General features: G+C 73.6%; 17 protein-coding genes and 1 pseudogene. 10 read left to right on the plus strand and 8 right to left on the minus strand.

What is annotated here, in order from left to right; translation table 11 throughout:
• Window positions 1-69: 69 nt before the first annotated feature.
• Window positions 70-1008 (minus strand): annotated as a pseudogene (locus AB0N76_RS24960) (hydrolase); the annotation flags it as partial.
• Between the two features lie 147 nt (window positions 1009-1155).
• The gene (locus AB0N76_RS24965) at window positions 1156-2073 is read right to left on the minus strand and encodes a hydrolase (RefSeq protein ID WP_363560476.1); all 918 of its coding nucleotides are present in this window, start codon (window positions 2071-2073) and stop codon (window positions 1156-1158) included.
• Between the two features lie 261 nt (window positions 2074-2334).
• On the opposite strand from AB0N76_RS24965, the gene AB0N76_RS24970 reads away from it, so the two are divergent.
• A complete protein-coding gene (locus tag AB0N76_RS24970) occupies window positions 2335-3435 on the plus strand; it encodes a HoxN/HupN/NixA family nickel/cobalt transporter (RefSeq protein ID WP_363560478.1) in 1101 nt (366 codons plus the stop codon).
• An 84-nt stretch (window positions 3436-3519) separates the two neighbouring features.
• Here the strand turns inward: AB0N76_RS24970 and AB0N76_RS24975 are convergent, their stop codons facing one another.
• The 3 genes from AB0N76_RS24975 to AB0N76_RS24985 form a co-directional block, all read right to left on the minus strand.
• Window positions 3520-9675 carry a DNRLRE domain-containing protein gene (locus AB0N76_RS24975; RefSeq protein ID WP_363560480.1) on the minus strand — a complete coding sequence of 2052 codons (6156 nt, stop codon included), beginning with the start codon at window positions 9673-9675 and terminating at the stop codon, window positions 3520-3522.
• Window positions 9676-9873: 198 nt separating this feature from the next.
• Entirely contained in the window at window positions 9874-10146 is a 273-nt protein-coding gene (locus AB0N76_RS24980; protein ID WP_363560482.1) for a hypothetical protein, read from the minus strand.
• Between the two features lie 7 nt (window positions 10147-10153).
• Window positions 10154-10393, minus strand: coding sequence for a hypothetical protein (locus tag AB0N76_RS24985; RefSeq protein ID WP_363560484.1), 240 nt, complete (start codon window positions 10391-10393; stop codon window positions 10154-10156).
• A 321-nt stretch (window positions 10394-10714) separates the two neighbouring features.
• On the opposite strand from AB0N76_RS24985, the gene AB0N76_RS24990 reads away from it, so the two are divergent.
• Both AB0N76_RS24990 and AB0N76_RS24995 read left to right on the plus strand, forming a co-directional pair.
• Window positions 10715-11701, plus strand: a complete 987-nt coding sequence (locus AB0N76_RS24990) for a LuxR C-terminal-related transcriptional regulator (RefSeq protein WP_363560486.1) — start codon at window positions 10715-10717, stop codon at window positions 11699-11701.
• Window positions 11702-11979: 278 nt separating this feature from the next.
• On the plus strand, window positions 11980-13842 hold the full coding sequence (locus tag AB0N76_RS24995; RefSeq protein ID WP_363560488.1) for an endonuclease/exonuclease/phosphatase family protein: 1863 nt from the start codon (window positions 11980-11982) through the stop codon (window positions 13840-13842).
• Window positions 13843-13914: 72 nt separating this feature from the next.
• Here the strand turns inward: AB0N76_RS24995 and AB0N76_RS25000 are convergent, their stop codons facing one another.
• Entirely contained in the window at window positions 13915-14850 is a 936-nt protein-coding gene (locus AB0N76_RS25000; protein ID WP_363560490.1) for an SGNH/GDSL hydrolase family protein, read from the minus strand.
• Window positions 14851-15150: 300 nt separating this feature from the next.
• On the opposite strand from AB0N76_RS25000, the gene AB0N76_RS25005 reads away from it, so the two are divergent.
• Complete coding sequence (locus tag AB0N76_RS25005; RefSeq protein WP_363560492.1) at window positions 15151-16806, plus strand: FAD-binding dehydrogenase; 1656 nt, start codon at window positions 15151-15153, stop codon at window positions 16804-16806.
• Window positions 16807-17339: 533 nt separating this feature from the next.
• On the opposite strand, the gene AB0N76_RS25010 is transcribed toward AB0N76_RS25005, so the two are convergent.
• The gene (locus AB0N76_RS25010; RefSeq protein WP_363560494.1) at window positions 17340-17996 is read right to left on the minus strand and encodes an NAD(P)-binding domain-containing protein; all 657 of its coding nucleotides are present in this window, start codon (window positions 17994-17996) and stop codon (window positions 17340-17342) included.
• Between the two features lie 103 nt (window positions 17997-18099).
• On the opposite strand from AB0N76_RS25010, the gene AB0N76_RS25015 reads away from it, so the two are divergent.
• The 3 genes from AB0N76_RS25015 to AB0N76_RS25025 all read left to right on the plus strand — a co-directional run bounded on the left by AB0N76_RS25015 (window position 18100) and on the right by AB0N76_RS25025 (window position 21390).
• Window positions 18100-18507 (plus strand): helix-turn-helix domain-containing protein, encoded by a 408-nt coding sequence (locus AB0N76_RS25015; RefSeq protein WP_363560546.1) that lies wholly within the window; start codon window positions 18100-18102, stop codon window positions 18505-18507.
• Window positions 18508-18586: 79 nt separating this feature from the next.
• Window positions 18587-19264, plus strand: coding sequence for a TetR/AcrR family transcriptional regulator (locus AB0N76_RS25020; RefSeq protein ID WP_363560496.1), 678 nt, complete (start codon window positions 18587-18589; stop codon window positions 19262-19264).
• A gap of 38 nt (window positions 19265-19302) precedes the next feature.
• On the plus strand, window positions 19303-21390 hold the full coding sequence (locus AB0N76_RS25025; RefSeq protein ID WP_363560498.1) for a protein kinase: 2088 nt from the start codon (window positions 19303-19305) through the stop codon (window positions 21388-21390).
• Between the two features lie 48 nt (window positions 21391-21438).
• Here the strand turns inward: AB0N76_RS25025 and AB0N76_RS25030 are convergent, their stop codons facing one another.
• On the minus strand, window positions 21439-21789 hold the full coding sequence (locus tag AB0N76_RS25030; RefSeq protein ID WP_363560500.1) for a metalloregulator ArsR/SmtB family transcription factor: 351 nt from the start codon (window positions 21787-21789) through the stop codon (window positions 21439-21441).
• A 99-nt stretch (window positions 21790-21888) separates the two neighbouring features.
• Here AB0N76_RS25030 and AB0N76_RS25035 point away from each other — a divergent pair, with 99 nt between their 5' ends.
• The 3 genes from AB0N76_RS25035 to AB0N76_RS25045 all read left to right on the plus strand — a co-directional run bounded on the left by AB0N76_RS25035 (window position 21889) and on the right by AB0N76_RS25045 (window position 24707).
• Window positions 21889-23895, plus strand: a complete 2007-nt coding sequence (locus AB0N76_RS25035) for a heavy metal translocating P-type ATPase (RefSeq protein ID WP_363560502.1) — start codon at window positions 21889-21891, stop codon at window positions 23893-23895.
• A gap of 14 nt (window positions 23896-23909) precedes the next feature.
• Window positions 23910-24344, plus strand: a complete 435-nt coding sequence (locus tag AB0N76_RS25040) for a (2Fe-2S) ferredoxin domain-containing protein (RefSeq protein WP_363560504.1) — start codon at window positions 23910-23912, stop codon at window positions 24342-24344.
• Window positions 24345-24455: 111 nt separating this feature from the next.
• Window positions 24456-24707, plus strand: a complete 252-nt coding sequence (locus AB0N76_RS25045; protein WP_030302164.1) for a hypothetical protein — start codon at window positions 24456-24458, stop codon at window positions 24705-24707.
• Window positions 24708-24815 lie beyond the last annotated feature (108 nt).

The following is a 24815-nucleotide window of genomic DNA, read 5'->3' on the forward strand; positions in this document are numbered from 1 at the left end:
CCGGCGGTCCCACTCGCCGGGCGCGCGAAAGCGGAGCGAGGAGCAGGCAGCGGGGAGCAGCGAGCGTCAGGCCTTGCTGAGCCAGGCGGTGGCGTTGAGGGCGAGCGCGGCGTTGGTGCCCGCCGGGTCGTTCCAGCCGTCGAACAGGTTGTTGCCCGACTGCCCGGTGCCGTCGTCGGCGGGGGAGCTGTCGCCCCAGGCGGCGACCCGGCCGGCACCGAAGGTGCTGGTGACGAAGAAGGCGCCGGTGTTCCCGGCGGAGCCGGTGCGGTAGACGATGCCCTTGACCGCCGGGTTGTCGGCCGGCTTGAGGGTGAAGGTGGTGCCGGAGCGCAGGATGGAGCCGGTGACGGTGCCGAACGGGCCGTGCAGCACCGGGTCGGCCGCGTCGTTGACGGCGCGCGGGTTGTCGGTGGAGATGTTCTTGATGTCGACGCTGAACCCGAACGGGTCGTTGTTGTTGACGCCGTTGTTGGTGAACAGGTCGTTGATGATCGCCGGGGAGTCCCAGCCGTCGTTGTTGCGGTCGCTCCGGTCGTGGTCGGAGATCAGGAAGAGTCCGCCGCCGTTCTGCACGAAGCGGATGATCGCGGCCTTCTCGGCGGCGCTGAACCGGATGTTCGGCTCGGGGATCACGAAGGTGTCGAACTTGGACAGGTCGAGCGCGGCGCCGGTGCCGTAGCTGATGGTGGAGCCGGCCGGGAGGGTCTTGAGGCTGTACTGGCCGGTCTTCTGGAGGGCGACGCCCCAGGCGGAGAGAGCGCCCGTCCAGCTCTTCTCGGTGCTGGGGTTGGCGTTCTGGACCAGCGGATCGGGCTGGGCGGTGGAGATGATCCAGTCGGCGTTGCCGGCGGTCTCGCCCTTGCTGTTGTCGAACAGGACGCGGTGCGGGAGCGCGGTGGTCGCGGCGGCGGCCGGGGCCGGGGCGGTGAAGGCGGTCAGACCGGTGGCGAGCAGGGCGGCCGCGGCGAGCGCGGCGGCCGTCCGGGTGTGCGTCACGTGCTTCATGTGCCGTACCTCCAGCTGGGGTTGGGGGTTGCGGCAGATGAGTATCCGCGCGTAGAACGGCGTCTTCCGGGCACAGCGGGTTACGGCCGCTTGTACGGCTCATGACGATCTCCGTCGGCGGCCGGGCGATGACGGAAGGCGCGCGGTTCAGGCCTTGCTCAGCCAGGCGGTGGCGTTGAGGGCGAGGGCGGCGTCGGTGCCGGCCGGGTCGTTCCAGCCGTCGTGCAGGCCGCTGTTCTGTCCGGTGATGTCCTCGGCGGGGGAGGTGTCGCCCCAGATGGCGACCCGGCCCTGGCCGAAGGTGCTGGTGACGAAGAAGGCGCCGGTGCTGCCGCCGAAGCCGACCCGGTAGAGCAGGCCCTTCACGGTCGGGTTGTGGGCGGGCTTGATCGTCATGGTGGTGCCGTTGCGGATGATCGACTTGGTGACGGTGCCGAACGGGCCGTGCAGCACGGGGTCGGTCGGGTCGTTCACGGCGCGCGGGTCCTCCTTGACGATGTTCTGGAGGTCGACGCTGAAGCCGAACGGGTCGTCGTCGTCGACGCCGTTGTTGCTCAGCAGGTCGTTGAGCACCCCGGTGGAGTCGATGCCGTTGTGGTCGCGGTCGCTGCCCTTGTGGTCGGCGATCAGGAAGAGCCCGCCGCCGTTCTGCACGAAGTGCATGATCGCGGCCTTCTCGTCGGGGCTGAACCGGACGTTGGGCTCGGGGATCACGAAGGTGTCGAAGTTGGCGAGGTCGAGCGGCGCGCCGGTGCCGAAGGTGATGGTGGAGCCGGGCGGCAGGGTCTTCAGGCTGTACTGGCCGGTCTTCTGCAGGGCGACGCCCCAGGAGGAGAAGGAGCCGGTCCAGTCCCCCTCCTTGGTCGGGTGGGCGTTCTGGGCGAGCGGGTCGGGCTGGGACGAGGAGATGACCCAGTCGGCCTTGCCGGCGGTCTCGGCCTTGGTGTTGTCGAACAGCACCCGGTGCGGGACGGCGCTGCCGGCGGGGGCAGCGGTGGTGAGGCCGGCGGTGGCGGTGATCAAGGCGGCCGCGGCCAGCGCGGCGGCGGTGCGCAGGCGGGACATGAGCGGTTCCTCCCTCGGACGGTGCAGGTGGGGGAGGTGAGGCCGTTTCTCCCATCATCCCTCCGTCGGCCCCTCCGTTCGACTGCCACTTGGTGACCGGTTCGTAATTGCGCATGACTTGCAACTGAGAACGGGCAGGGGGAAAGATGGCCCGGCTCCGCATACCCCCACGAGCTCTGCACACCCCCACGAGCTCTGCACACCCCCACGAGCTCCGCACACCGCCATGAGCTCCGCACACCCCCACGAAAGGACGACCCGATGACCGGCCCCCGCTGGCGCGACCGGCTGACCCGTGAGGAGTGGATCCGCCTCGCAGGCATGGGCGGCTTCATCCTCGGGCTGCACGTGATCGGCTGGTTCACCCTGCTCGCCATCATCGCGCCCGAGCACTACGACGTCGGCGGCCAGGTGTTCGGCGCCGGCATGGGTCTCACCGCGTACACCCTCGGCATGCGGCACGCCTTCGACGCCGACCACATCGCGGCCATCGACAACACCACCCGCAAGCTGATGGGCCAGGGCAAGCGGCCGCTCTCGGTCGGCTTCTGGTTCTCGCTGGGCCACTCCTCGATCGTCTTCGGCCTCTGCGCGCTGCTCGCCTTCGGCATCAAGTCGCTGGCCGGCCAGGTCGAGTCGGACGACTCGACTCTGCACGAGACGACCGGCCTGATCGGGGTCACCGTCTCCGGGACGTTTCTGCTCCTGCTCGGCCTGATCAACCTGGGCGCGTTCAACGGCATCCTCAAGGTGTTCCGCAAGATGCGCGAGGGCGAGTTCGACGAGGCCGAGCTGGAGGAGCAGCTGGAGAAGCGCGGGCTGATGAACCGCATCCTCGGCCGGGTGACCAGGGCCGTCACCAAGCCCTGGCACATGTACCCGGTGGGCCTGCTGTTCGGCCTGGGCTTCGACACCGCGACCGAGGTGTCGCTGCTGGTGCTGGCCGGCGGCGCGGCGGCGTTCCAGCTGCCCTGGTACGCGCTGCTGGTGCTGCCGGTGCTGTTCGCGGCGGGCATGAGCCTGCTGGACACCATCGACGGCTCGTTCATGAACTTCGCCTACGAGTGGGCGTTCTCCAAGCCGGTCCGGAAGATCTACTACAACCTGACCGTCACCGGGCTGTCGGTGCTGGTCGCCCTGGTCATCGGCTCGATCGAGCTGATCGGGCTGCTCGGCGAGAAGCTGGACATCACCAGCGGGCCGGTCGCCTGGATCGGCGGGCTGGACCTCAACTTCGTCGGCTACGCCATCGTCGGCCTCTTCGTGCTCACCTGGGCGGCGGCGATCGCGTACTGGAAGTTCGGCAACGTCGAGGAGAAGTGGTCGGCCGGGCTGGCCGCGGCGGCGGCCGACAAGGAGTAGGGACGGGCACGGAAGGGGCCGGGCCCCGGGGGATGCTCCCCCGGGGCCCGGCCTCACCTGTCTGACATTTGGTCGATCAGCGGCTCAGTACCGCGGGTCCACCCGGTAGATCGGGCGGTCCGGCACCCACCAGTGGCTGGACTTCCAGATCCCGAAGGTGAACCGCACCCCGTGGCTGCCCCGCTTGTTGGCGGCCTTGAGGAACTGCTTGCCGACCCGCTTCATCAGGTACGACAGCGCCCACAGGACGTAGCCGGCGGCCCGGGCGGCCCAGTGCGGGAGCTTCCGCAGGATCTTGGAGATGCCCTGGCTGATCTTGCCGGAGACGTAGAGCAGGGTGCCGATGACGTTGCCCTCGGTCCGGCTGAAGTAGGCGACCCACTTCTTCCGCCAGGACATCCCGGTCAGGTCGTCCATGGTGATCGGGTCGACCGGGTAGCCGTAGGCGTTCGACGAGCCCTCCAGCACCGGGTCGGTCTGCAGGAACCGGCCGGTGGTCGGGTCGTACAGGCGCACGCCCATCAGGAGGAGGCCGGAGAGGCTGTCGGCCTCGCGCTGCGCCCCGCCGAGCCAGCCGAACTCGGTCGAGCCGGTGGCGTCGACGATGTTGCCGTACTCGTCGTAGTGGTAGACGGCGAGGTCCTGGGTGCCGTCCGGGGACATCTGGACCGAGACGTCGCCGTGCAGGTTGGTCAGCAGCAGGATCGCGCCGCCGTCGGTGCCGGTGGCGGCCGTGAGCTGGCCGGTCAGGTCCTGGACGTGGCGGGTGAGCTTGCCGGCCGCGTCCTTGGTCCAGGCCGGGCTGTCGACGCCGGCGTCGAAGTGCTTGGTCTCCTGGCCGGTGACGGTCCAGGTGCCGTCGGCGCCCTTGGTCTCGGTGGTGTTCACCGCGAGGCGGCCGGAGGCGTCCAGGTCCCAGGTCTTGCGGGTGTCGCCGAGGGTCTCGCTGCGCACCAGGTCGTTGACGTAGTAGCCCAGCTGGCTGCCCTTGGGCAGGGCGGTGGTGCGGCCGTAGGCGTCGTAGACGTAGCCGGCGTCGGTGAGGCGGTCGGCGGTGTCGTAGCCGTGGTTCTCGGCCTTGGTGACGGCGTCGGCGGTGGCCGGGTTGCAGTCGTCGGTGACGGTGGTGCGGTTGGTCCGGTTGCTGCTCTTGTCGAACGCGTAGGAGCGGGTCGCGCAGGCCAGGCCGGTGCTGTCGGCGGCCTTGGTGAGGCGGCCGGTGGCGTCGTAGGTGTAGGCGCTGGTGGTGCTGACGCCGTCGCTCTGGGTGCGGCCGGCCTGCTGGCCGTGGACGGTGTAGTCCGCGGTGTCGGCGAGCAGGACGGTGCCCGACTGGTTGGTGTAGGTCTTGCCGGTCTGGATGCCCCGGCTGTCGTAGGTGTTGGCCAGGGTGTTGCCGCCCGGCAGGGTCTGGGAGACCAGCCGGCCCTCGACGTCGTAGGACGCGGTGAAGGTGCCCGCGACCGAGTCGGTCAGCGTGGTGGGCAGGCCGCGCGGGTCCTTGGCGGTGTCGTAGCCGTAGGTGGTGGTGGACGGCACGGAGTCCGACTTCTTCACCACCCGGTCCAGCTTGTCGTACTCGGTGGTGGTGACGTTGCCGGCGCCGTCGTCGTAGGAGACCTGGCGGCCGAGCTTGTCGTAGCCCTGGGTGATGGTGGCCTTGCCGTTGCCGACGGTGGCCAGTTCACCGGTGGCCGGGTCGTAGCCGAGCACGGTGTCGGCGACCGCGGTGCCGGTGCCGCCGCCGACCGAGATCTTCACCGGCCGGCCCGCGGCGTCGTAGCTGCGGGTGGTGGTGCGGGTGACGCCGTTGGCGGTCTCGGTGAGGACGGAGACGTTGCCCCAGCGGTCGTACTGGAAGGTCTTGGTCGGCAGCTGGAGCGGGTTGGCGCCGCCGCCGGCGATCTGCGCGGCCGGGGCGATCGTGCAGACCAGGTCGGCCCACTCGGGGTGGCCGGCGCAGGCGCCGGTGCCGTTCGGGCCGTAGTACGTGGTGACCGTGGTGGCCGCGTCGGAGCCGGTGGAGTTCGGACGGCTCTGCGCGGTCACCCGGCCGGCGGCGTCGTAGCCGGTGGCGGTGGTGATCTTCAGGCCGGCCGGGTCCTGGACGGACTGGGTGGGCAGGCCCTGGGCCCAGTCGTAGCCGGTCGAGGTGGTGCGGGCGTCGGCGTCGGCGGCGTAGCCGTCGATCCGGGCGCCGATGGTGACCGAGGTGGCGCGGTCGCTGACCGCGGCGGTGGCCGGGCGGCCCTGGTCGTAGCCGGTCACGGTGTGGGCGCGGGCCGGGGCCTCGGCGCCGGCGGTGAGCGCCGGGGAGGAGCCGGAGGCGGCCAGGTCGTGCTCCAGGGTGACCAGTTGCAGCGGGTCGTACTGCTCGACCAGGCGCTTGCCGTCGGCCGAGTAGACCGAGGCGGCGGAGAGCAGCTGGGCGCGGTCGGCGGTGGAGCGGCCGGAGATGCCCAGCGCCTGGAGCTTGGCGAGGCCCTCACCGGTGGTGGCCAGGGCGAGGATGCGGTTCTCCGCGGAGAGGGTCCGCACCGGGCTGCCGAAGGCGTTGTACTCGGTGGTGGTGATGCCGCCGCCGGGGGTGGCGGTGTTGACCTCGCGCCCGGAGGCGTTGGTGTAGGTCAGCGAGGCGCGGGCGTACGCGGCGGTGCCGAGCGCCTTGCCGTCGTGGCTCGCCGGGACGGCGTCGGGCGGCAGGACGGCGGTGGCGTCGGTCGGGGCGTCGGTCTGGCCCCAGGCCGCGACGTCGGACGGCGCCAGCGGGTACGGCGCGTTGGCGCCGCTCAGCGGGACGTCGTAGACCACCGAGGTGGTCGCGGTGCCGTCGGTGACGTCCTTGCTGCCCTGCTTGAGGGTGGGCCGGGAGGCGGCGAGCAGCATGCCGTCGCCGGCGGTGGCGGCGTTGCCGGCCTTGCCGTACTCCAGGGTCCACGGCAGCTCGCCGGGCTCGGTGACGGTGGCCACCCGGCCGACCGCGTCATAGCCGTACGCGGTCTTCAGCGCCGGGCTGATCCGCGGGTCCCAGACCTCGCGCAGCCGGCCCTGGTCGTCGTAGGCGTACTGGGAGACGACGACGGGGGTGGCGGCGGGGGCGCCCGGGTCGGTGGACCAGAGGCGGATCTGCTTCACCTGGCCGGTGACGTCGCCCGGGGCGGACGCGGTGGCGGTGGTGGCGTCGGCGTAGACGTACTCCAGCACCCGGCAGCCGGCCGTGGACGGCACGGCGGCGCAGTTGGCGGAGGCGGTGGCCGAGGTGGGCGCGACCACGTACTTCGGGCGGGCCAGGGTCTTGCCGCCGGCGACGACCTTCTCCGAGACCACCGAGGTGGTGGAGTTGTCGCTGGGCAGCGAGGAGCCGGAGGCCTGCCAGGTGGTGGCGGCCGGGTCGACCTTGGCGAAGGTGACCGTGGTGCCGGCGGTGTCCTTCAGGGTGAAGGCGCCGGTCAGCGCGCCGGTCAGGGTGAGGTCCTCGGCGCCGGGCTCGGGCTTCCAGCCGCCGGCCGCGGTGGCCGTGAAGCCGGTCTCGGAGCCGTCCGCGGCGACCACCGAGAGCGAGGTCGCCGAGGTCTGCCGGACGTAGGAGTAGTCGGTGTCGGTGATCTCGGCGGTGGTGCCGGAGCTCCACTGCGGGCCGAAGATCGCGGCCTGGCCCTCCTGGGCCGAGCCGTTGGCCGGCCGGCGGGAGGAGAAGGAGCGCTCGGCGTGCAGGCCGAAGCCCTCGGCGTCGGTGGCGGAGAGGGTGAGGTCGCCGGTGAGGGTGTTCACCTCGCCCGGGCCGACCTTGGTCTGCGGGGCGGTGCCCGCGTTGCGGTCCACCGTGACGGTGTTCGGCTCGGTGGCGTCGGTGGCGGTGCCGTCGGTGAAGACCGCGCGGACGTCGACCGGGCCGTTCTCGGCCAGCGTGTCGGTGATGTTCCAGGTCAGCGCGGCCGGCTTGCCGCCGGGGGTGGCGTACGGCCAGGCGGTCACCGGCTGGCCGCCGGTGGTGCTGACGTTGGCGACCGGCACGTCCTTCCAGGTGTCGGTCTCGCCGCGGCGGTACTGGTAGCGCACGCCGGTGTAGGTGCTGTTGCCCTCGGCCGCCAGCGAGGTGCGGCGGGCCGGGCGCTCGCCGGCTCCGGGGGAGACCAGGGCGGAGCCCTTGCCGGCGTAGAAGGTGTACGTCCGGTCGGCGGAGACGTTGCCCGCGGCGTCCCGGGTGTGCGCGGCGACGGTGTGCGCGCCCGCCTTGAAGGTGAGCTTGGCGGAGACCGCCGCGCCGGTGGTGGCCGCGGTGACCCAGGCGCCGCCGTCCAGCTTGTACTGGACGTCCTTCACGTCGCTGCTCGGCGGGGTGAAGGTGAAGGTGCCGCTGTAGTCGCCGTTGGCGTCCGCGCTGCCCGCCCACTGGCCGGCCGGGAAGTCCCCGGAGGCGATCGTGGTGGCGCCCGGCGCGGTGGTGTCGACGGTGAACGAGCGGAAGGCGGACCAGGCGCTGTTGGCGGTGCCGTCCCAGGAGCGGGAGCGCCACTTGTAGCTGCCGGCCGGCAGCGCGGTGCCCGGGGTCCAGGTGAAGGTGGAGCCGGAGGCCGCGTAGGAGGTGTGGCCGGACTGCAGGGCGGCGGTGCCGTTGGCCGCCCAGACCTCGAAGTCCAGCAGGACGTTGCCGCCGTCGGGGTCGGTCGCCTTGGCGGACAGGGTCGGGGTGGCGTCGCCGGTGAGCGCGCCGTCGGCCGGGGCGAGCAGGCTGGAGACGGCCGGCGGGGTGTTGTAGGTCACCGACAGGTACGGCGTGTTGGCGGACGCGTTGCCGGAGTTGAACTTCTTCCAGCCGTACGGGTCGCTCTCGTCGGTGGCCCGGATGCCCAGGGTGTTGTTGGCGTTGCCGTTGCCGGCCCAGGCCTGGACGAGCGAGGTGATGTCCTGGTTGACCCAGCCGTCGTTGCAGGAGCTGGAGTAGCCCTTGGTCGAGGTGGAGGTGGCCCACTTGCGGTTCCAGCCGGGCTGCGCGGTCCAGCGGGTGGCGGTGGTGGCGGTGCCGGTGTCCCAGACCTCCCAGCCCTTCGCCGTGCAGGACCAGCTGTGGAAGTTCCACAGGTTGAGCTTGCCGCTGGTGATCTGCTTCCCGCTGATCTTGGCCATCGGGAACTGCAGGAAGGAGCGGGCCACCTGGCCGGAGCCGTTGTTGCCCAGCTTCAGCTCGGTCTGCGAGGAGACGTCGGTGCCGTAGCCCTGCTGGACGAAGGTGTCGAAGCCGACGCCGATGTTGACCGCCGGGTCGACGGTGACCGGGTACTTGGTGGCCGGGTCGTTGAGGAACGCGGCGTCGGGGGTGAGGGTGAGGTCGACGGCGTCGCCGTTCTGGGTGACCTTCAGAGCGACCGGCGCGGTGTGGGTGTGCTCGCCGCTGCGCTCGTCGACCTGGGCGTCCCACATCACCGGGGCGGGCAGCTGGCCCTTCTCCTCGCCGGTCTTCGGGTCGAGGAAGGAGACCGAGTTGTCGGCGTTCTGTCGGGCCCGCAGGCCGGCCGCGTCCAGCGTCATCGTGACGCTGCCGTTGGCGCCGACCGCCGAGCGGTCCTTGAGCTCCAGGAACTGCTCGAAGCCGGTCCGGGTGGACTCGATGACCAGGTCGGTGGCGGTGAGCGCGTTCTCGTACCGGGCCTTGGTGCCGTCCACCTTCGGGGCGGGCAGGGTGCCGCGCCAGGACAGCGACATGGTGGTGCCGCTGCCGTTGTCCAGCGACACCAGCGGGGTGGCCGGGGCCTGCCGGTCGCCGGCCGGGGCGCCGGCCGCCTTGAACGTGGAGGCGGCGGCCGGGGTGGCGCCCGCGAGGGAGAGCCCGAGCGGGTGGCCGTTGGCCTTGACGCTGCCGTCGGCCTGCCGGGACAGGGTCACGTCGATCGGCTGGAGCTTCCCGGCCTTGTCCTTGAACCGGACCGGGCCGGAGGCCATGTCCAGGGTGGTGGTGCCGTCCGGGTTGATCCAGGTGGTGGTGGACTCGGTGCGCTCGTCGACCACCTCGATCCGGCGGTTCTCCAGCCGGGCCTTGAGGTGGGCGGTGGCGATGTCCTTGGCCTCGGCGGGACCGAGTGCCTTGGCGGGCTTGGGGGCGGCCGGCTTGTCCGGGGTGACGGCGACGGCCTGACCGGTCGTCATGATGACGACGGCGGCCTCGGCGGCCAGCACCACGGTCAGCGCTACCGCGGTGTTGCGCAGGACGCCGTTGCGGCGGCGTCCGGGTGGGCGGGACATGGAGCTCCTCGACGGTCTAGGGCAGTGGGTGGCGCATGAATGGCATGGGCATGTCAGTAATGGGCCGGTCAAGGCCGTGGGCATGAATCGGCCAAATTTGCGAGCGTGGGCAACCGTCCGAAAAGTGGACGGACGGTCAGGAAGCGAACGCTCCGGAAACGAATGATCGATGAGCGGCCGGCGGACGGCCCCTGCGGCCTACGGTGGAGCCGCCACCGCGAAACGGCCGACGGGACCGTCCGCCAGCGCCCGGTCGAGCAGGGCGTGCGCCCTCAGCTCGGCCGCCTCCCGGTCGGACGCGCGGACGTACAGCACCAGGCCGACGCCCCCCGGGACGGTACGGGCGCGCACGTGCTCCAGGCCGTCGCCCGGGCCCGCGCTCGCCCACAGTGCGTCCTGGACGTCGGAGGGTCCGGCCTCGCCCGGGGGCGCGGCGGAGACGTCCAGGAGGGTCAATTGAACGGCGAACACGGAACGGTCAGTCCCAGCCGATGCCCGGGCCGTCGGCCCGGGCGGTGTCCCAGCCGATGCCGATCACGCCCGGGGCGGACCCGGCGGCGGCCGGGGCGTCCCAGCCGATGCCGGGCCCGTCGGCGGCGCCGGCGACCGCGGTGACCGTGGTGACCGCGGGGGCCGGCGCGGCGAGGGCGGGTGCGACGGCGGTGGCGAGGGTGAGGGCGAGAGCGGTGACGGCGATCAGCCGGGCGGTCTTCGGCACGGTGGTTCCTGTTCTGGGCAGGGCGGTTCAGGGCTGGTGGGTGGTGCGGTGCGCGCAAGCAGAATCCTTCCGCCGACCGGCCCCCGGGGGGAGGGGGACCGGCGGGCAGCAACAGGACAGGCAGCATGCTGCAACCCTCCGGCGGCAACCGGCGCGGAGCCGAGCCGGAACCCATGTGGAACAGACCGGATGGTCCGGTTCGGGTCGGGTGACCGGATCATGCCTTGTGGGGCCGGGTGACCGGCGGAAGGATCAGGGACCGGCGGGCCGTCGGATATCCATTCGTGTGATGCGATGAAGTGATGATCAGGGGTCGTTGACGTGCTGGAACTGCTTGGCCTGGACACCACCGCGGAAGCCGTGTACCGCGGAATGCTCGCGGATCCGGAGGGCGGGGTCGCCGAACTCTGCGCGCGGCTGGAACTCGCCGAGCCCACCGTCCGGGCCGCCCTCGACCGGCTCGCCGACCTCACCCTGCTGCGCGCCTCCCGGGACCGCCCGGGCGCGCTCTGGCCGGTCAGTCCGGAACGCGGACTGGAGCTGCTGCTCCGCCGGCAGGAGGAGGAACTGGCCCGCCGTCAGCAGGAGCTGGCGGTCTCCAAGGCCGCCGTCGCCCGCGCCGTCGCCGAGTACGCCACGCTGCGCTCGGCCACCCTGGTGGACGGCGGCGAGCGGCTGGTCGGCCTGGACGCCATCCAGGCCAAGCTGGAGGTGCTGACCGCCCGGCTGACCACCGAGTGCCTGGGCGTGATGCCCGGCGGCGCGCAGTCCGCCGCCAGCCTGGCCGCCTCCCGCCCACTCGACGAGGACGCCCTGCGGCGCGGCATCAGCCTGCGCACCATCTACCAGGACAGCGTCCGCAACGACCCGGAGACCTTCGCCTACACCCAGTGGATGACCGGCCTGGGCGGCCGGGTGCGCACCGCGCCGGTGCTGCCGCCCCGGATGCTGGTCTTCGACGGGACCACCGCCGTCGTCCCGATCGACCCGGCGAACACCCGGGCCGGCGCGCTGTGCACCGAGGAGCCCGGGATCGTCGCCTCGCTGGTCGCGCTCTTCGAGCAGACCTGGGAGACCGCCCTCCCACTCGGCGACGACCGCCCCGAGGACACCGGCACCGGCCTGAGCGCGGGGGAGCGCGAGCTGCTGCGGCTGCTCTCCACCGGGATCACCGACGACGCGGCGGCCAAGCGGCTGGGCGTCTCGGTGCGGACGGTGCGCCGGCAGATGGCCGCGCTGATGGAGCGGCTGGAGGCGGCGAGCCGTTTCGAGGCCGGTCTGAAGGCCGCTCAGCGCGGCTGGCTGTAGGCCCGCCGCGAAGGAGTCCGCGGAGGGGTCTGCGGAGGGGTCTGCGGAGGGCGCCGCGGAGGGGGGCTGTAGCGGTGGTCACAGCTTCGAGGTAACAACCTTCGGCTGTAACGGAGAAGTTCACCTCCGGGGTCTTGTCCGGCCATTTTCTACGCGCGTATCTTTGGGCGCTGCGGGGGGCGGTCAACGGCTTCCGCACGGCTTTCTACGCGGGTAGCGGGGGCGGCGCGCGCCGTGCGCCCCGGCTGACCCTCCCTCACTCATCACCAGGAGTCCCGGTGACCACGCCCACCGCCCCCCGCCCGCGTTCCCGTCGCGCCCTGCTGCGCGCCGCGATCCTCCCGGCCGGTCTGGCCGCCTCGCTGGTGCTCGCCCCGCTGCCGTCCGCCGTCGCCGCCGACGCCCCGGCCGAGGCCGGCCCGCTGCGGATCCACGACATCCAGGGCGCCACCCGGATATCCGCGCAGACCGGCAAGACCGTCACCGGCGTGCCCGGCATCGTCACCGGCGTGCGCGGCTACGGCTCCAAGGGCTTCTGGATCCAGGACCCGAACCCGGACGCCGACCCGGCCACCAGCGAGGGCGTCTTCGTCTACACCGGCAGTGCCGCCCCCACCGTCAAGGTCGGCGACTCGGTGCTGGTCGGCGGCAAGGTGACGGAGTACTACCCGAACTTCAACGGCGGCTCGCAGTCGCTGACCCAGATCTCCGCCCCGACCGTCACCGTGCTCTCCTCCGGCAACCCGCTGCCGGCCCCGGTGGTCGTCGACACCCGCAACATCCCCGGCACCTACAGCCCGCAGGCCGGCGCCGACGGCACTCTCAACGGCGTCGCCCTGAACCCGGAGAAGTACACCCTCGACTTCTACGAGTCGCTGGAGGGCATGCTCGTCCAGGTCCGCGACGTCCGGGTGATCCAGGCCACCGACAAGTACAACGAGCTGTGGGTCGCGGCCGACAAGCAGGACCAGCGCAGCAAGCGCGGCGGCGTGCTCTACGAGTCCTACGCCGAGCCGAACGTCGGCCGCCTGATGGTCCAGCAGCAGGCGCCGGTCGCCCAGCAGCCGTTCCCGGTCGCCAACGTCGGCGACGTGCTGACCGGTGACACCACCGGCCCGCTGGACTACAACCAGTTCGGCGGCTACACCCTGGTCGCCGGCACCCTCGGCGCGCTCCAGGACAACCACCTCCAGCGCGAGGTCACCGCCCAGGCCGGCGAGCGCGAGCTCACCATCGCCACCTACAACGTGGAGAACCTGGCCGCCACCAACCCGGACGCCAAGTTCACCGAGCTGGCCCAGGCCGTCGTCACCAACCTGCGCTCGCCCGACATCCTCGCCCTGGAGGAGATCCAGGACAACAACGGCGCCAAGAACGACGGCACGGTGGACGCGACCGCGACCGTCGCCAAGTTCACCGCCGCGATCAAGGCGGCCGGCGGCCCCGCGTACGAGTGGCGCTCGATCGACCCGGAGAACGGCAAGGACGGCGGCGAGCCCGGCGGCAACATCCGCCAGGGCTTCCTGTTCAACCCGCAGCGGGTCTCCTTCACCGACATCCCCGGCGGCACCGCCACCACCGCCGTGGACGTGGCCGGCACCGGCGCCGCCACCGCGCTGACCGCCTCGCCCGGCCGGATCGCCCCCGCCGACGAGGCCTGGACCAACAGCCGCAAGCCGCTGGTCGGCCAGTTCGCCTTCCGCGGCAAGAAGGTCTTCGTCATCGCCAACCACTTCAACAGCAAGGGCGGCGACCAGGGCATCGACAGCCGCTTCCAGGCGCCGACCCGCTCCTCCGAGGTCCAGCGGATCAAGCAGGCCACCATCGAGCAGGCCTTCGTCGCCAAGCTGCTGACCGCCGACAAGGAGGCCAAGGTGGTCTCGCTCGGCGACTTCAACGACTACCAGTTCTCGCCCGCGCTGGCCGCGCTCACCAAGGACGGCGTGCTGCGCGACCTGGTGAACGAGCTGCCCGAGAAGGAGCAGTACTCGTACGTCTACCAGGGCAACTCGCAGGTGCTGGACCACATCCTGGTCAGCCCCGAGGTCGGCTACGCCAAGTACGACGTGGTGCACATCAACGCCGAGTTCGCCCAGCAGGCGAGCGACCACGACCCGCAGGTGGTCCGCATCAAGCCGTGACGCCTCCGGGTGACGGCACGACCGAGGGGCGGTGACCGGAACCCCGGTCACCGCCCCTCGGGGTTCGCGCGCCTACTTCAGTGCCTTGAGGACGGCGTCGGCCATGGCCCGCTCGCCGGTCGCGTTCGGGTGGAACGGGACGGCCGGGGAGCCGGGCAGCGCGCCCTCGATCCAGCGGTCGTCCGAGCAGGCGTCGTGCCCGGCGGTCGGCGTGGCGGTGTCCACGTAGGTGGCGCCGTTGGCCGCGGCGGTGGACTTCAGCATCGCGTTCAACTCGCCCAGCACGCCGTACAGGTACGGGATGTCGCGCGGGGCGATGGGCTGGCGGAACACGCAGGACGCGCCGTCGGAGGGCAGCACCGAGGGGTAGCCGACCAGCAGGATCCGGGCCTTCGGGGCCTTCGCCCGGATGCGCTGCAGGGCGTCCGCGAGGCGCGGCGCGGTGGCGTCGATCCGGTCGGCCAGGTCGTCGTTGCCGTACTGCCAGGACCAGCTCGACCAGTCCCAGTAGCCGTGGTGGTAGACGTCCTTGCACGGGGTGCCGAGCGGGTTGACCACCGCGCCCGCGATGCAGGTGGCGATCACATCGCCGATCCCGATGTCGCTGAGGCCGAGGTCGTTGCCGCCGATCCCGAGGGTGATCAGGTCGGCGTCGCCGGTCACCGCGTCCAGCTGCGGGTCGTTGACCCGGATGAAGGCGTCGTACTGGGCCTGGGTGAGCGACTTGACCTTCGCGGCGGCGCAGGTGACGTCGGTGTACGCGGCCGCGTTCAGGGCGGCGGCGACCAGGTGGCCGTAGTTGCGGTCGGAACGCAGGCAGAGGCCGGCCGACTGGTTCGGGACGCCCGCCCCGGCGGCGTAGGAGTCGCCGAGGGCCACGTAGTGGCGGGGCGCGGGGGTGGCGGCCTGCGCGCTGGTCGCGGTCAGGGCCAGGACGGCGCCCAGCGCGGCGGCGCCGAGCAGTGCGGAATTCCGGGGCGCGCGGAGATTTCGGGCACGGCGGAGCACGGTTCCTCCTGGGGGAGAGAAACGGGTGGGTGGGGGTCGTGCGAGCCGGGCCACAGCTTTACTGACAAGTAAGTTACTGTCAGGTTTCGCTTCCGTCCATGCTGCGCGCACAAATTCCCGAAATTCATCGGAAACATTTCGAATTACGCTCCACCGAGTATCGAAGGTAATTCCGAAACGGGGTGGAGCGGAATTCCCGCCGAGGTGGGCCGGTTGACGGACCGGTTGACGGGCGGTGGCGCAGGCCGCAGTATCGGGCCCACCCCGCACTGCCGGACCACTGGTGGAGGAGCTGCCCGCATGGCCCTGGACGCCGACGTCATCGTCATCGGAGCCGGACTCGCGGGCCTTGCCGCGACCGCCGAACTCACCGACGCCGGACGGAAGGTGATCCTGCTCGACCAGGAACCCGCGGCCTCCCTCGGCGGCCAGGCGCACTGGTCCTTCGGCGGCCTCTTCCTGGTCGACTCGCCCGAACAGCGCCGGATGCGGATCCGCGACTCGCCCGCGCTCGCCTGGCAGGACTGGCTCGGCACCGCCGGCTTCGACCGCCCCGAGGACGCCTGGCCGCGCCGCTGGGCCGAGGCCTACGTCGACTTCGCCGCCGGGGAGAAGCGGGCCTGGCTGCACGCGCAGGGCGTGCGGTTCTTCCCGGTCGTCGGCTGGGCCGAACGCGGCGGACTGCACGCCGACGGCCCCGGCAACTCCGTCCCCCGCTTCCACATCACCTGGGGCACCGGCCCCGGCCTGCTCGAACCCTTCCTCCGCCGGGTCCGCGCGGCCGCCGCCCGCGGCCTGGTCGACCTGCGCTTCCGGCACCGGGTCACCGGGCTCACCGCCTCCGCCGGCGCCGTCGACACGGTGACCGGCGAGGTGCTCGTCCCCAGCGCCGCCGCCCGCGGCGAGGCCAGCTCCCGCGAGGCGGCCGGCCACTTCGAGCTGCGCGCCCAGGCCGTGATCGTCACCTCCGGCGGCATCGGCGGCAACCACGACCTGGTCCGCAAGGCCTGGCCCGCCCGACTCGGCACCCCGCCCGAGCGGATGCTCTCCGGCGTCCCCGCGCACGTCGACGGGCTGATGCTCGGCATCACCGCCGACGCCGGCGGCCACCTCGTCAACGGCGACCGGATGTGGCACTACACCGAGGGCATCGCCAACTGGGACCCGGTCTGGGCCCGGCACGGCATCCGGATCCTGCCCGGCCCCTCCTCGCTCTGGCTCGACGCCCGCGGCCGCCGGCTGCCCGTCCCGCTGTTCCCCGGCTTCGACACCCTCGGCACCCTCGAACACCTCCGCACCACCGGCCACGACCACACCTGGTTCGTGCTCAACCAGCGGATCATCGAGAAGGAGTTCACCCTCTCCGGCTCCGAGCAGAACCCCGACCTCACCGGCCGCTCGCTGCGCGGCGTCCTCGCCCGCGCGCTGCCCGGCGCCCCCGGACCCGTCCGCAGCCATCTCGACCACGGGCCGGACTTCGTGGTCGCCGGCAACCTGCGCGACCTCGCCCGGGGGATGAACGCCAAGGCCCGCGCCCAGCTGATCGACACCGCCGAACTGCGCCGCGTCGTCGAGGCCCGCGACCGCGAACTCGCCAACCCCTTCGCCAAGGACCTCCAGGTCACCGCCATCCACGGCGCCCGCCGCTACCTCGGCGACCGGCTGATCCGCACCGCCGCCCCGCACCGCATCCTCGACCCGGCCGCCGCCCCGCTGATCGCCGTCCGGCTGAGCATCCTCACCCGCAAGTCCCTCGGCGGCCTGGAGACCGACCTCGCGGCCCGCGTCCTGCGCCCCGACGGCACGCCGCTCGACGGCGTCTACGCCGCCGGCGAGGCGGCCGGCTTCGGCGGCGGCGGCGTCCACGGCTACCGCTCCCTGGAGGGCACCTTCCTCGGCGGCTGCCTCTTCTCCGGCCGCACCGCCGGCCGCGCGGCAGCGGAGGCGACGGCGTAACGGCCCGCCGGTTCGGCGGCCGCCGGGTACGAGGTGACGGCGCACCGGCTCGGCGGCGCCCGCGCCCGCGCTTGGGCACGGGCCCCTGAGCTCCTACGCCCCCCATCCGCCCACGCCTCCGGCCGCACCCCGCTCGCCCAGCTTCCCGGCGGCTTGCTCGCCGCCCGCTCGCCGCTTGCCGGCCCGCCGGCCGCCGGCGGCTTGGCCGTCCGCCCGGCTGCCCAGGGGACGGCGTAACGGCCCACCGGTTCGGCGGGGTCCCGCGCCCGCGCTTGGGCACGGGGCCCTGAGCTCCTACGCCCCACCCGTCCACGCCTCCGGCCGCACCCCGCTCGGCCGGCTCCCCGGCGGCTTGCTCGCCGCCCGCTCGCCGCTTGCCGGCCCGCCGCCCGCCGGTGGCCTGGCCCGTCCGCCCGCCCGTCCGCCCGTCCGTCCGCTTGCCCGCCGGCCACTCGGATGCCGGGTGGGCGGGGGTGCCCGGGCCGGATGTGTGCCGAGTGGGCCGGAGCGGGGGTGGTTCGTGCTGCCCTGCCTCAGGCCGGGCCGCCGGCGTGGTGGGGTGGGGGGAAGACGGCCTGGGGGTCGTGGCCGGTGAACCAGAGGCCGATGGCGAAGGCCGTGGCCGCCTCCAGGAGGCGGGCGCGGGGGAGGGGGCCGGCGGGGACGGGGGTGGCGCCGAGGTCGGTGGCCAGGCCGGCGACCAGGGAGACCGCCGCCGGGTCGTCGCCGCAGAGCGGCACCGCGAGCGGGCGGCCGTCGAAGACCGGCGGGGTGAGCCGCCAGACGCTCTCGTGGCACACGTTGAACGCCTTCACCACCCGCGCCCCCGGCGCCGCCGCGGCGATCCGCTCGGCCATCGACGGCCCGCCCGCCGTGGTGGGTTCGGGCACGCCGAGCGCCCCCATGGCGAGCGGGTTGGTGCAGTCGACGAGCACCCGCCCGGCCGCCACCCCCGCCGCCGCGGCCACCTCCTCCACCACCCCGGCCGGCACCGCGAGCAGCGCCGCCGCCCCGAACTCCGCCGCCCGCGCGGGGTCCTGCACCGCCCGCGCGCCGTGCCCGGCCAGCGCCGCCGCCTCCTCGGCCCGCGCCGCGTCCCGCGCCCCGAACACCACCTCGTGCCCGGCCCGGGCCCACTGCCCGCCGAGCGCCCGCGCCATGTTCCCCGCCCCGATGATGCCGATCCGCATGCTCGATCCCCTTCCGCTCCACGCCGGTTCGGGATGAATCTAGGCAGGCCGCCGGTTACCGATCGGTGCGTACCCGGTGCGGTAGGGAGGAAGCGTGGACGAGATCCCGGGCGAGACCTACCTCGCCGACTGCCGGGCCCGGGTGGCCTTCGACCTGCTCGCCAACACCTGGAACTCGGTGGTGCTCTGGGCCCTGCGCGACGCCCCCGTGCGCCCCGGCGCGCTGCGCGCCCGGATCGGCGGGATCAGCGCCAAGGTGCTCACCGAGACCCTCCGCCGCCTGGAGTACAACGGCCTGGTGGAGCGCCGCGGTCACCCCGGTTCGCCGCCCCGCGTCGAGTACGCCCTCACGCCCCTCGGCCGCACCCTGCTCCCCGCCCTGGAGGCCCTGGGCGAGTGGGGTTTCGACCACGGAGACGCCGTCCTCGCCGCCCAGGACCGCGCCGAGGACCGCGCCCAGGAGGCCGCGAGGCCCACCCGAAGCGGCGTCGGAAGTAGAGCTTCGTTCTAGAGAACTCCTCCAGTTCTGCTCTATGCTGGCCGAGTTGGCGGCCGAGGCCGTGGCGCGACGGTCGAGCGGAGGCGCGCGGATGCCCCCCAAGCAGCAACGGGGCGAGGCCACCGTGGAGTTGCTGTTGACCACCGCGCTGCGGGTGTACGCGGAGGGGGGCCAGCAGGGGTTCACCGTCAGTGCCGTCACCACGGCGAGCAAGGTCAGCCTGGGCAGCCTCTACCACCACTTCGGGAGCCTCGACGGCCTGGCCGTCGCGCTCTACATTCGCTGCATGGAGCGGCTGTTCGACGAGATGATCGCCGCGCTGCAGCGCAGCCGTACCGCGCGCACCGGGGTGCGGGCGCTGGTCCGGGCCTATCTGCGCTTCACCGAGGAGCACCGGGACGCCGCCCTCTTCCTGCACGCCTCCGCCTACTCCGGCTACCTGGTGGCCCAGGCCGAGCAGATCAAGGCCGCCAAGGCGGCCAAGCTGGCGGTGATCGGGGGGTGGATGCTCCCCCGGATGGAGCGGGGCGAGATCCTGCCCGTGCCCGGCCCGTTGGTCGAGGTGCTGGTGATGGGGCCGGTCGCGGAGGCGGCCCGTCGCTGGCTGTCCGACACCTACGAGCTGGACCTGGCCGAGGCCGCCCGGATCCTGCCGGAGAGCATCTGGCGGTCGCTGCGGCCCGAGCCGTCCGGCGCGACCGGCATGACCGGTGCCGCCGGGGCGGGCGGTGGAGACGACTGCCGGCCGGATCACCGGCCGGATCACTGAGGACCCCGTCGGGGCGGGGTTTCACGAAGGGGCGGGGCATGACTGCACGGGGGGCCGTACTCGGGGGTCGCTACACGCTGACCGAGTGGATCGGGGGCGGCGGCATGGGTGCCGTCTGGCGCGCCGACGACCGGGTGCTGGAGCGGCAGGTGGCGGTGAAGGTGCTGCACGCGGGGCTGCTGGAGGAGGGGTCGTTCGCCCGGCGCTTCCGGCGCGAGGCCCAGTTGCTCGCCGCGATCAGCCACCCGGGCATCGTGGAGGTCTACGACTACGGGGAGGGTGGTGGCGCGGGGGAGGGCGGCGCCGAGGGCGAGCGGATCGCGTTCATCGTGATGGAGCTGGTCGACGGGCGGCCGCTGGACAAGGTCCTCGCCCAGGACGGCCCGATGCCGCCCGAGCGGGCGCTGAGCCTGCTGGCCACGGCGCTCGACGCGCTGCACGCCGCGCACCGGCAGGAGATCGTGCACCGGGACGTCAAGCCGTCCAACCTGATGCTCGGGGCCGACGGCCGGGTGACGGTGACGGACTTCGGTATCGCGCGGGCGCTGGTGAGCACCACGCTCACGGCGACCAACGTGGTGATCGGCACCGCGCTGTACATGGCCCCGGAGCAGGCCGGCGGCAGCGGCGTCACGCCGGCCTCGGATCTCTACTCGCTGGGCGTGGTCTGCTACGAACTGCTCACCGGCACACCGCCGTTCACCGGCGAGAACGTGATCGAGGTCGCGCTCAAGCACGTCCAGCAGCCGGCGCCGGAGCTGCCGGAGCGGTTCCCGCCGGCGGTGCGGGAGTTCGTCGCGCGGGCGTTGGCCAAGAAGCCGGAGGAACGGTTCGCCGACGCCGCCGCGATGGCGGCCGCGGCGCGGGCCGCGGTCGGCGACCGGTCGGTGCCGGTCGCCGCGGTGTCGCGGCCCGTTCCGCCCGCCATCGCGGCGGCCGGGGCGGCCGGGGGCGAGTCCGCCGAGGTGGCCCGGGTCGCGTCCCGGACCGCCGCCGAGCCCCCCAGGGGGCGGTCGTGGCGCCGCCTCCTGGTGCCCGTCATCGTCCCGGTGATCATCACCACCGGTGCCGCCACGGTCGTGCTGGTCGACCGGCTCCCGTTCCAGTCGCAGGCGCAGACTCCCGGCGTGCAGCCCGCCGTCTCCGTTTCGGCCTCCACCGTCACCGACGGGCCGACGGCCGGTGCGCCGACGGCCGGCACACCGTCGGCCGACGCACCGACGGCCGCTGCGTCGCCGACCGATCAGCCCCCGAGCACACCACCGGGCGGGGAGACCACGCCGGGCACCCCGCCGGCCGCCCAGTCCGAGCTCCCCGCGCCGAACGGCGGTCAGCCGCCGGCCCCGGCGCCGAATCCGGGCGGGGGCAAGGCGTCGGGCGGGGCCGGCGGGGCCGGCGGGTCGGGCGGGGCCGGGGCGTCGGGAGGCGCCGCCGGTGGGGCGTCCGGCGGGTCGGGCGGCACCCCGCCGAAGCCCGGTGGCGGCAGTACGAGCACCGGGGGTGTGAGCGGCGGTGCCGCGCCCGCTCCCAACCAGCCGGCGCCCAACCCGCCGGCCCCCAGCGCGCCGGCCAACCCGCCGGCCCCGAACCAGCCCGCGCCCAACCCGACCCCGGCCCCCAACCAGCCCGCGCCGTCGGCGCCCGCGCCCAGCCAGCCGGCGCCCGACCCGACCACGGCCAAGCCGCAGACGCCGACCGTGCCGGCCGGGTGCGGCGGCGCGAACTGGGGGGCCATCGTCAATGTGGCCGACGGCCAGCAGCTCGGCCTGGCCACCGACAGCCCGTCGGCGGGCGCCGCGGCCGTCATGGGCGGGACGACCGCCTACGGCTGGGTCCGCTCCGCGCCGGACCCGGGCGGCTGGTACAAGTTCCACCCCTGCAGCCTGAGCGGTCCGCCCCTCGTCCAGGAGAGCAGTGACTGGACGGGCCGGGACACCAAGGTGATGCTCTCGTCGGGCTTCAGTCTCGGGTCGAGCTGGTCGGTGGTCGGGGCGGGCGCCTCGGGCACCTACTACCTCAAGGACTACTCGGGCTCGACCTGCATGACCGACAACGGACCGGGCAAGCAGGCCACCATGACCACCTGCACCCCGGGCAACAAGTACCAGCAGTGGCGGATCCCGTAGCGCCAGTCGGGGCCCGGTTCGGTCGCCGTCGCTTCAGCCTCCGTCGCTTCAGCCTCCGTCGCCGAGGCCGAGGCGGAGGTGGTCGACGTGGTAGACGGCCTGGTCGAGCAGGGCGGCGACGTGGTCGTCGTGGAGCGAGTAGACGACCGAGCGGCCGCGGCGTTCGCCGATGACCAGGCCGAGGTTGCGCAGCAGGCGGAGCTGGTGGGAGCAGGCGGACTGCTCCATGCCGACCGCGTCGGCGAGTTCGGTGGCGGCCCGCGGGCCCTCGCGGAGCTGGGCGAGTATCAGCAGGCGGGAGGGGGTGGCGAGGGCCTGGAGCGTGCTCGCCACCTTGGCCGCGTTGGAGGCGTCCAGGCGCATCCGCGGCACGGTGCTGTCGGCGGCTGCGTGTCCCATGGGGGAATCCTACGGGGCACGTCCAGGGGGGTGGGGGCGAGCGGAGCATTCATATGAACGCATGAAGGTGTGTTCATGTATTCCTGTATGGTGACGCCCATGCCCGCCACCGTGCTCACCCGACCGCCCGCTCCCGCCCCCGCGCCGTCCGCCGTGCCGCGGCCGCGCCGCACCCGGGTGCTCGCGCTGCCCGAGGCGCGCTGGGCGGCCGGGAGCCTGGCCGCCTTCCTGCTCGCGCTCGCCGTCCAGCTGTCCGGCGGCCCCGGCTGGGCCTCGGGCGCGCTGTACGCCGTCGCCTACGCCGCCGGGGGCTGGGAGCCGGCCCTGGCCGGCCTGCGGGCGCTGCGCGAACGGACCCTCGACGTCGACCTGCTGATGGTGGTCGCCGCGCTCGGTGCCGCCGCCATCGGCCAGGTGCCGGACGGCGCCCTGCTGGTCGTGATCTTCGCGACCAGCGGCGCCCTGGAGGCACTGGCCACCGCCCGCACCGCCGACTCGGTGCGCGGCCTGCTCGACCTCGCCCCCGCCACCGCGACCCGGCTGCGGACCGACGGCACCACGATGGTGGAGGAAACCGTCCCCACCGCCGAACTCGCCGTCGGCGACACCGTGCTGGTCCGCCCCGGCGAGCGGATCGGCGCCGACGGCCGCGTCCTCGACGGCGCGAGCGACGTCGACCAGGCCACCATCACCGGCGAACCGCTGCCCGTCGCCAAGCGCCCCGGCGACGAGGTGTACGCGGGCACCCTGAACGGCGCCGGCGCGCTGCGCGTACGGGTCGAACGGGACGCCGCCGACAGCGTGATCGCCCGGATCGTCGCCCTGGTCGCCGAGGCCTCCGAGACCAAGGCCCCCACCCAGCTCTTCATCGAGAAGGTCGAGCAGCGCTACGCGGCCGGCCTGGTGGCCGCCACCCTGCTGCTGTTCGCCGTCCCGCTGGCGTTCGGCGCCGAGCTGGCCGGCGCCCTGCTGCGCGCCATGACCTTCATGATCGTCGCCTCGCCGTGCGCCGTGGTGCTGGCCACCATGCCGCCGCTGCTCTCCGCGATCGCCAACGCCGGCCGGCACGGCGTCCTGGTGAAGTCCGCGGTGGCGATGGAACGGCTCGGGCAGATCGACGCCGTCGCCCTCGACAAGACCGGCACCCTCACCGAGGGCACCCCCCGGGTCACCGCGATCGCCGTGCTCGACGGCGACCCGGACCTTGACCCTGACCTCGACCCGGACCTCGACCCGGACCTCACCGAGGACGGCCTGCTGGCGCTGGCCGCCGCCGCCGAGCACCCCAGCGAGCACCCGCTGGCCCGCGCCGTGGTCGCCGCCGCCCGGGAGCGGGGCCTCACCGTCCCGCCCGCCGGCGACTTCACCGCCACCCCGGGCGTCGGGGTGCGGGCGGTGGTGGACGGCGCGGTGGTCGCCGTCGGCGCCCCCGGTCCGTTCCGCGACCACCCGGCGGTCACCGCGCTGGAGGCGGCCGGCAGTACCACCGTCCTGGTGCTGCGCGACGGCGAACCGGTCGGCGTGCTCGGCCTCGCCGACCGGCCGCGCGAGCAGGCGGCCGGCGCCGTCCGGGCGCTGACCGCGCTCACCGGCCGCCCGCCGGTGCTGCTCACCGGCGACAACCCGCGCGCCGCCGCCCGGCTGGCGGGCGAGGTCGGGCTGACCGACGCCCGGGGCGGGCTGCTGCCGCAGGAGAAGGCCGCCGCCGTCCGCGCCCTGGCGGACTCCGGACGGAAGGTGCTGATGGTCGGTGACGGCGTCAACGACGCCCCGGCGCTGGCCGCCGCCCACGCCGGGGTGGCGATGGGCCGGGCCGGTTCGGACCTCGCCCTGGAGACCGCCGACGCCGTCGTGGTCCGGGACGAGCTGGCCGCCGTCCCGGCCGTGGTGGCGCTCTCCCGGCGGGCCCGCCGCCTGGTGGCGCAGAACCTGGTGCTGGCCGGGACGTTCATCACCGTCCTGGTGGTCTGGGACCTGGCAGGTACGCTGCCACTGCCGCTCGGCGTCGCCGGGCACGAGGGCTCCACCGTCATCGTCGGCCTCAACGGCCTGCGGCTGCTGCGCGAACGTGCGTGGCGGCGGGCCCTGGGGAACGAGGAGAGCTGAGGGGCGATGAGGCGATGAGCCGTCGGGAACGTGAGCGGGTGGGTCAGCAGGGCCGGCCGGGCCGGTCGGGGCAGGGCCAGGCCGCCCCGGTGACCGTCACCGTCTGCCGGGGCTGCTGCTGCGGCACCCAGGAGAAGCACCCGGGCGTGGATCACGCCGGCCAGTACGAGCGGCTGCGCACGGCGGTCGGCGCGGCGGGCCGGGTCCGGGCCGTCAAGTGCCTGGACACCTGCGCGCACTCCAACGTCGTGGTGGTCGGCCCGTCCAGCGAGGGCCGCGCGGCCGGCGGCCGGCCGGTCTGGCTGGGCTGGGTGCTGGCCGACGACATGATCGAGGAGATCGCGCAGTGGGTGCAGGCCGGCGGCCCCGGCCTCGCGGACCCGCCGGGGATGCTGGACCTCCAGCAGATCTCGGTCTCCCGCCGGGTCGGCGAGGGCCTGCCGAACTGAGCGCACCGGCCCCGGGGCGGTCCGGCGCAGCGGCCCCGGGCCGCACCGGGCCGCCCGGTGGACGGCGGGCAGCGCCTACCATGACCTAGGTTCCGACCCGGGAGGAAGACGATGACCACGGTCTGCCGCATCTGCGCGGGCACCGGCCGCACCGCCGGCCTCAGCTGCCGGACCTGTCAGGGCACCGGCACCACCGAGGTCGGCGGCGGCGGCGGGAACTGCTTCCTCTGCGACGGCACCGGCGTCTACGTCCGCTACCGGGTCGACGCGACCGGCGCCAAGCACGCCTACCGCGACGAGATCTGCCGCACCTGCGACGGCACCGGCAACCGCGCCGCCTCCCCCTGGGACGAGGCCTCCTAGGGCCTCCGCCAGGTGACGGTTGGTCTGTGCGGGTGTGCCCGCGCACCGATCAGCGCAGTCGATCGGCCCAGCGGTGCCCCGGTTCGCACAAGCTGTCGGACGCTTCAG

The organism is Kitasatospora sp. NPDC093806, from assembly GCF_040683335.1.
In the GTDB taxonomy this organism is placed as follows: domain Bacteria; phylum Actinomycetota; class Actinomycetes; order Streptomycetales; family Streptomycetaceae; genus Kitasatospora.

Bases quoted from the DNA above. Each gene is read 5' to 3' on its own strand.
- AB0N76_RS25005 (WP_363560492.1), top strand. From the start codon at position 15,151: ATGGCCCTGGACGCCGACGTCATCGTCATCGGAGCCGGACTCGCGGGC.
- AB0N76_RS25030 (WP_363560500.1), bottom strand. From the start codon at position 21,789: ATGGGACACGCAGCCGCCGACAGCACCGTGCCGCGGATGCGCCTGGAC.
- AB0N76_RS25035 (WP_363560502.1), top strand. From the start codon at position 21,889: ATGCCCGCCACCGTGCTCACCCGACCGCCCGCTCCCGCCCCCGCGCCG.
- AB0N76_RS25010 (WP_363560494.1), bottom strand. From the start codon at position 17,996: ATGCGGATCGGCATCATCGGGGCGGGGAACATGGCGCGGGCGCTCGGC.
- AB0N76_RS25045 (WP_030302164.1), top strand. From the start codon at position 24,456: ATGACCACGGTCTGCCGCATCTGCGCGGGCACCGGCCGCACCGCCGGC.
- AB0N76_RS24965 (WP_363560476.1), bottom strand. From the start codon at position 2,073: ATGTCCCGCCTGCGCACCGCCGCCGCGCTGGCCGCGGCCGCCTTGATC.
- AB0N76_RS24970 (WP_363560478.1), top strand. From the start codon at position 2,335: ATGACCGGCCCCCGCTGGCGCGACCGGCTGACCCGTGAGGAGTGGATC.
- AB0N76_RS24975 (WP_363560480.1), bottom strand. From the start codon at position 9,675: ATGTCCCGCCCACCCGGACGCCGCCGCAACGGCGTCCTGCGCAACACC.
- AB0N76_RS25040 (WP_363560504.1), top strand. From the start codon at position 23,910: ATGAGCCGTCGGGAACGTGAGCGGGTGGGTCAGCAGGGCCGGCCGGGC.
- AB0N76_RS25020 (WP_363560496.1), top strand. From the start codon at position 18,587: ATGCCCCCCAAGCAGCAACGGGGCGAGGCCACCGTGGAGTTGCTGTTG.
- AB0N76_RS25025 (WP_363560498.1), top strand. From the start codon at position 19,303: ATGACTGCACGGGGGGCCGTACTCGGGGGTCGCTACACGCTGACCGAG.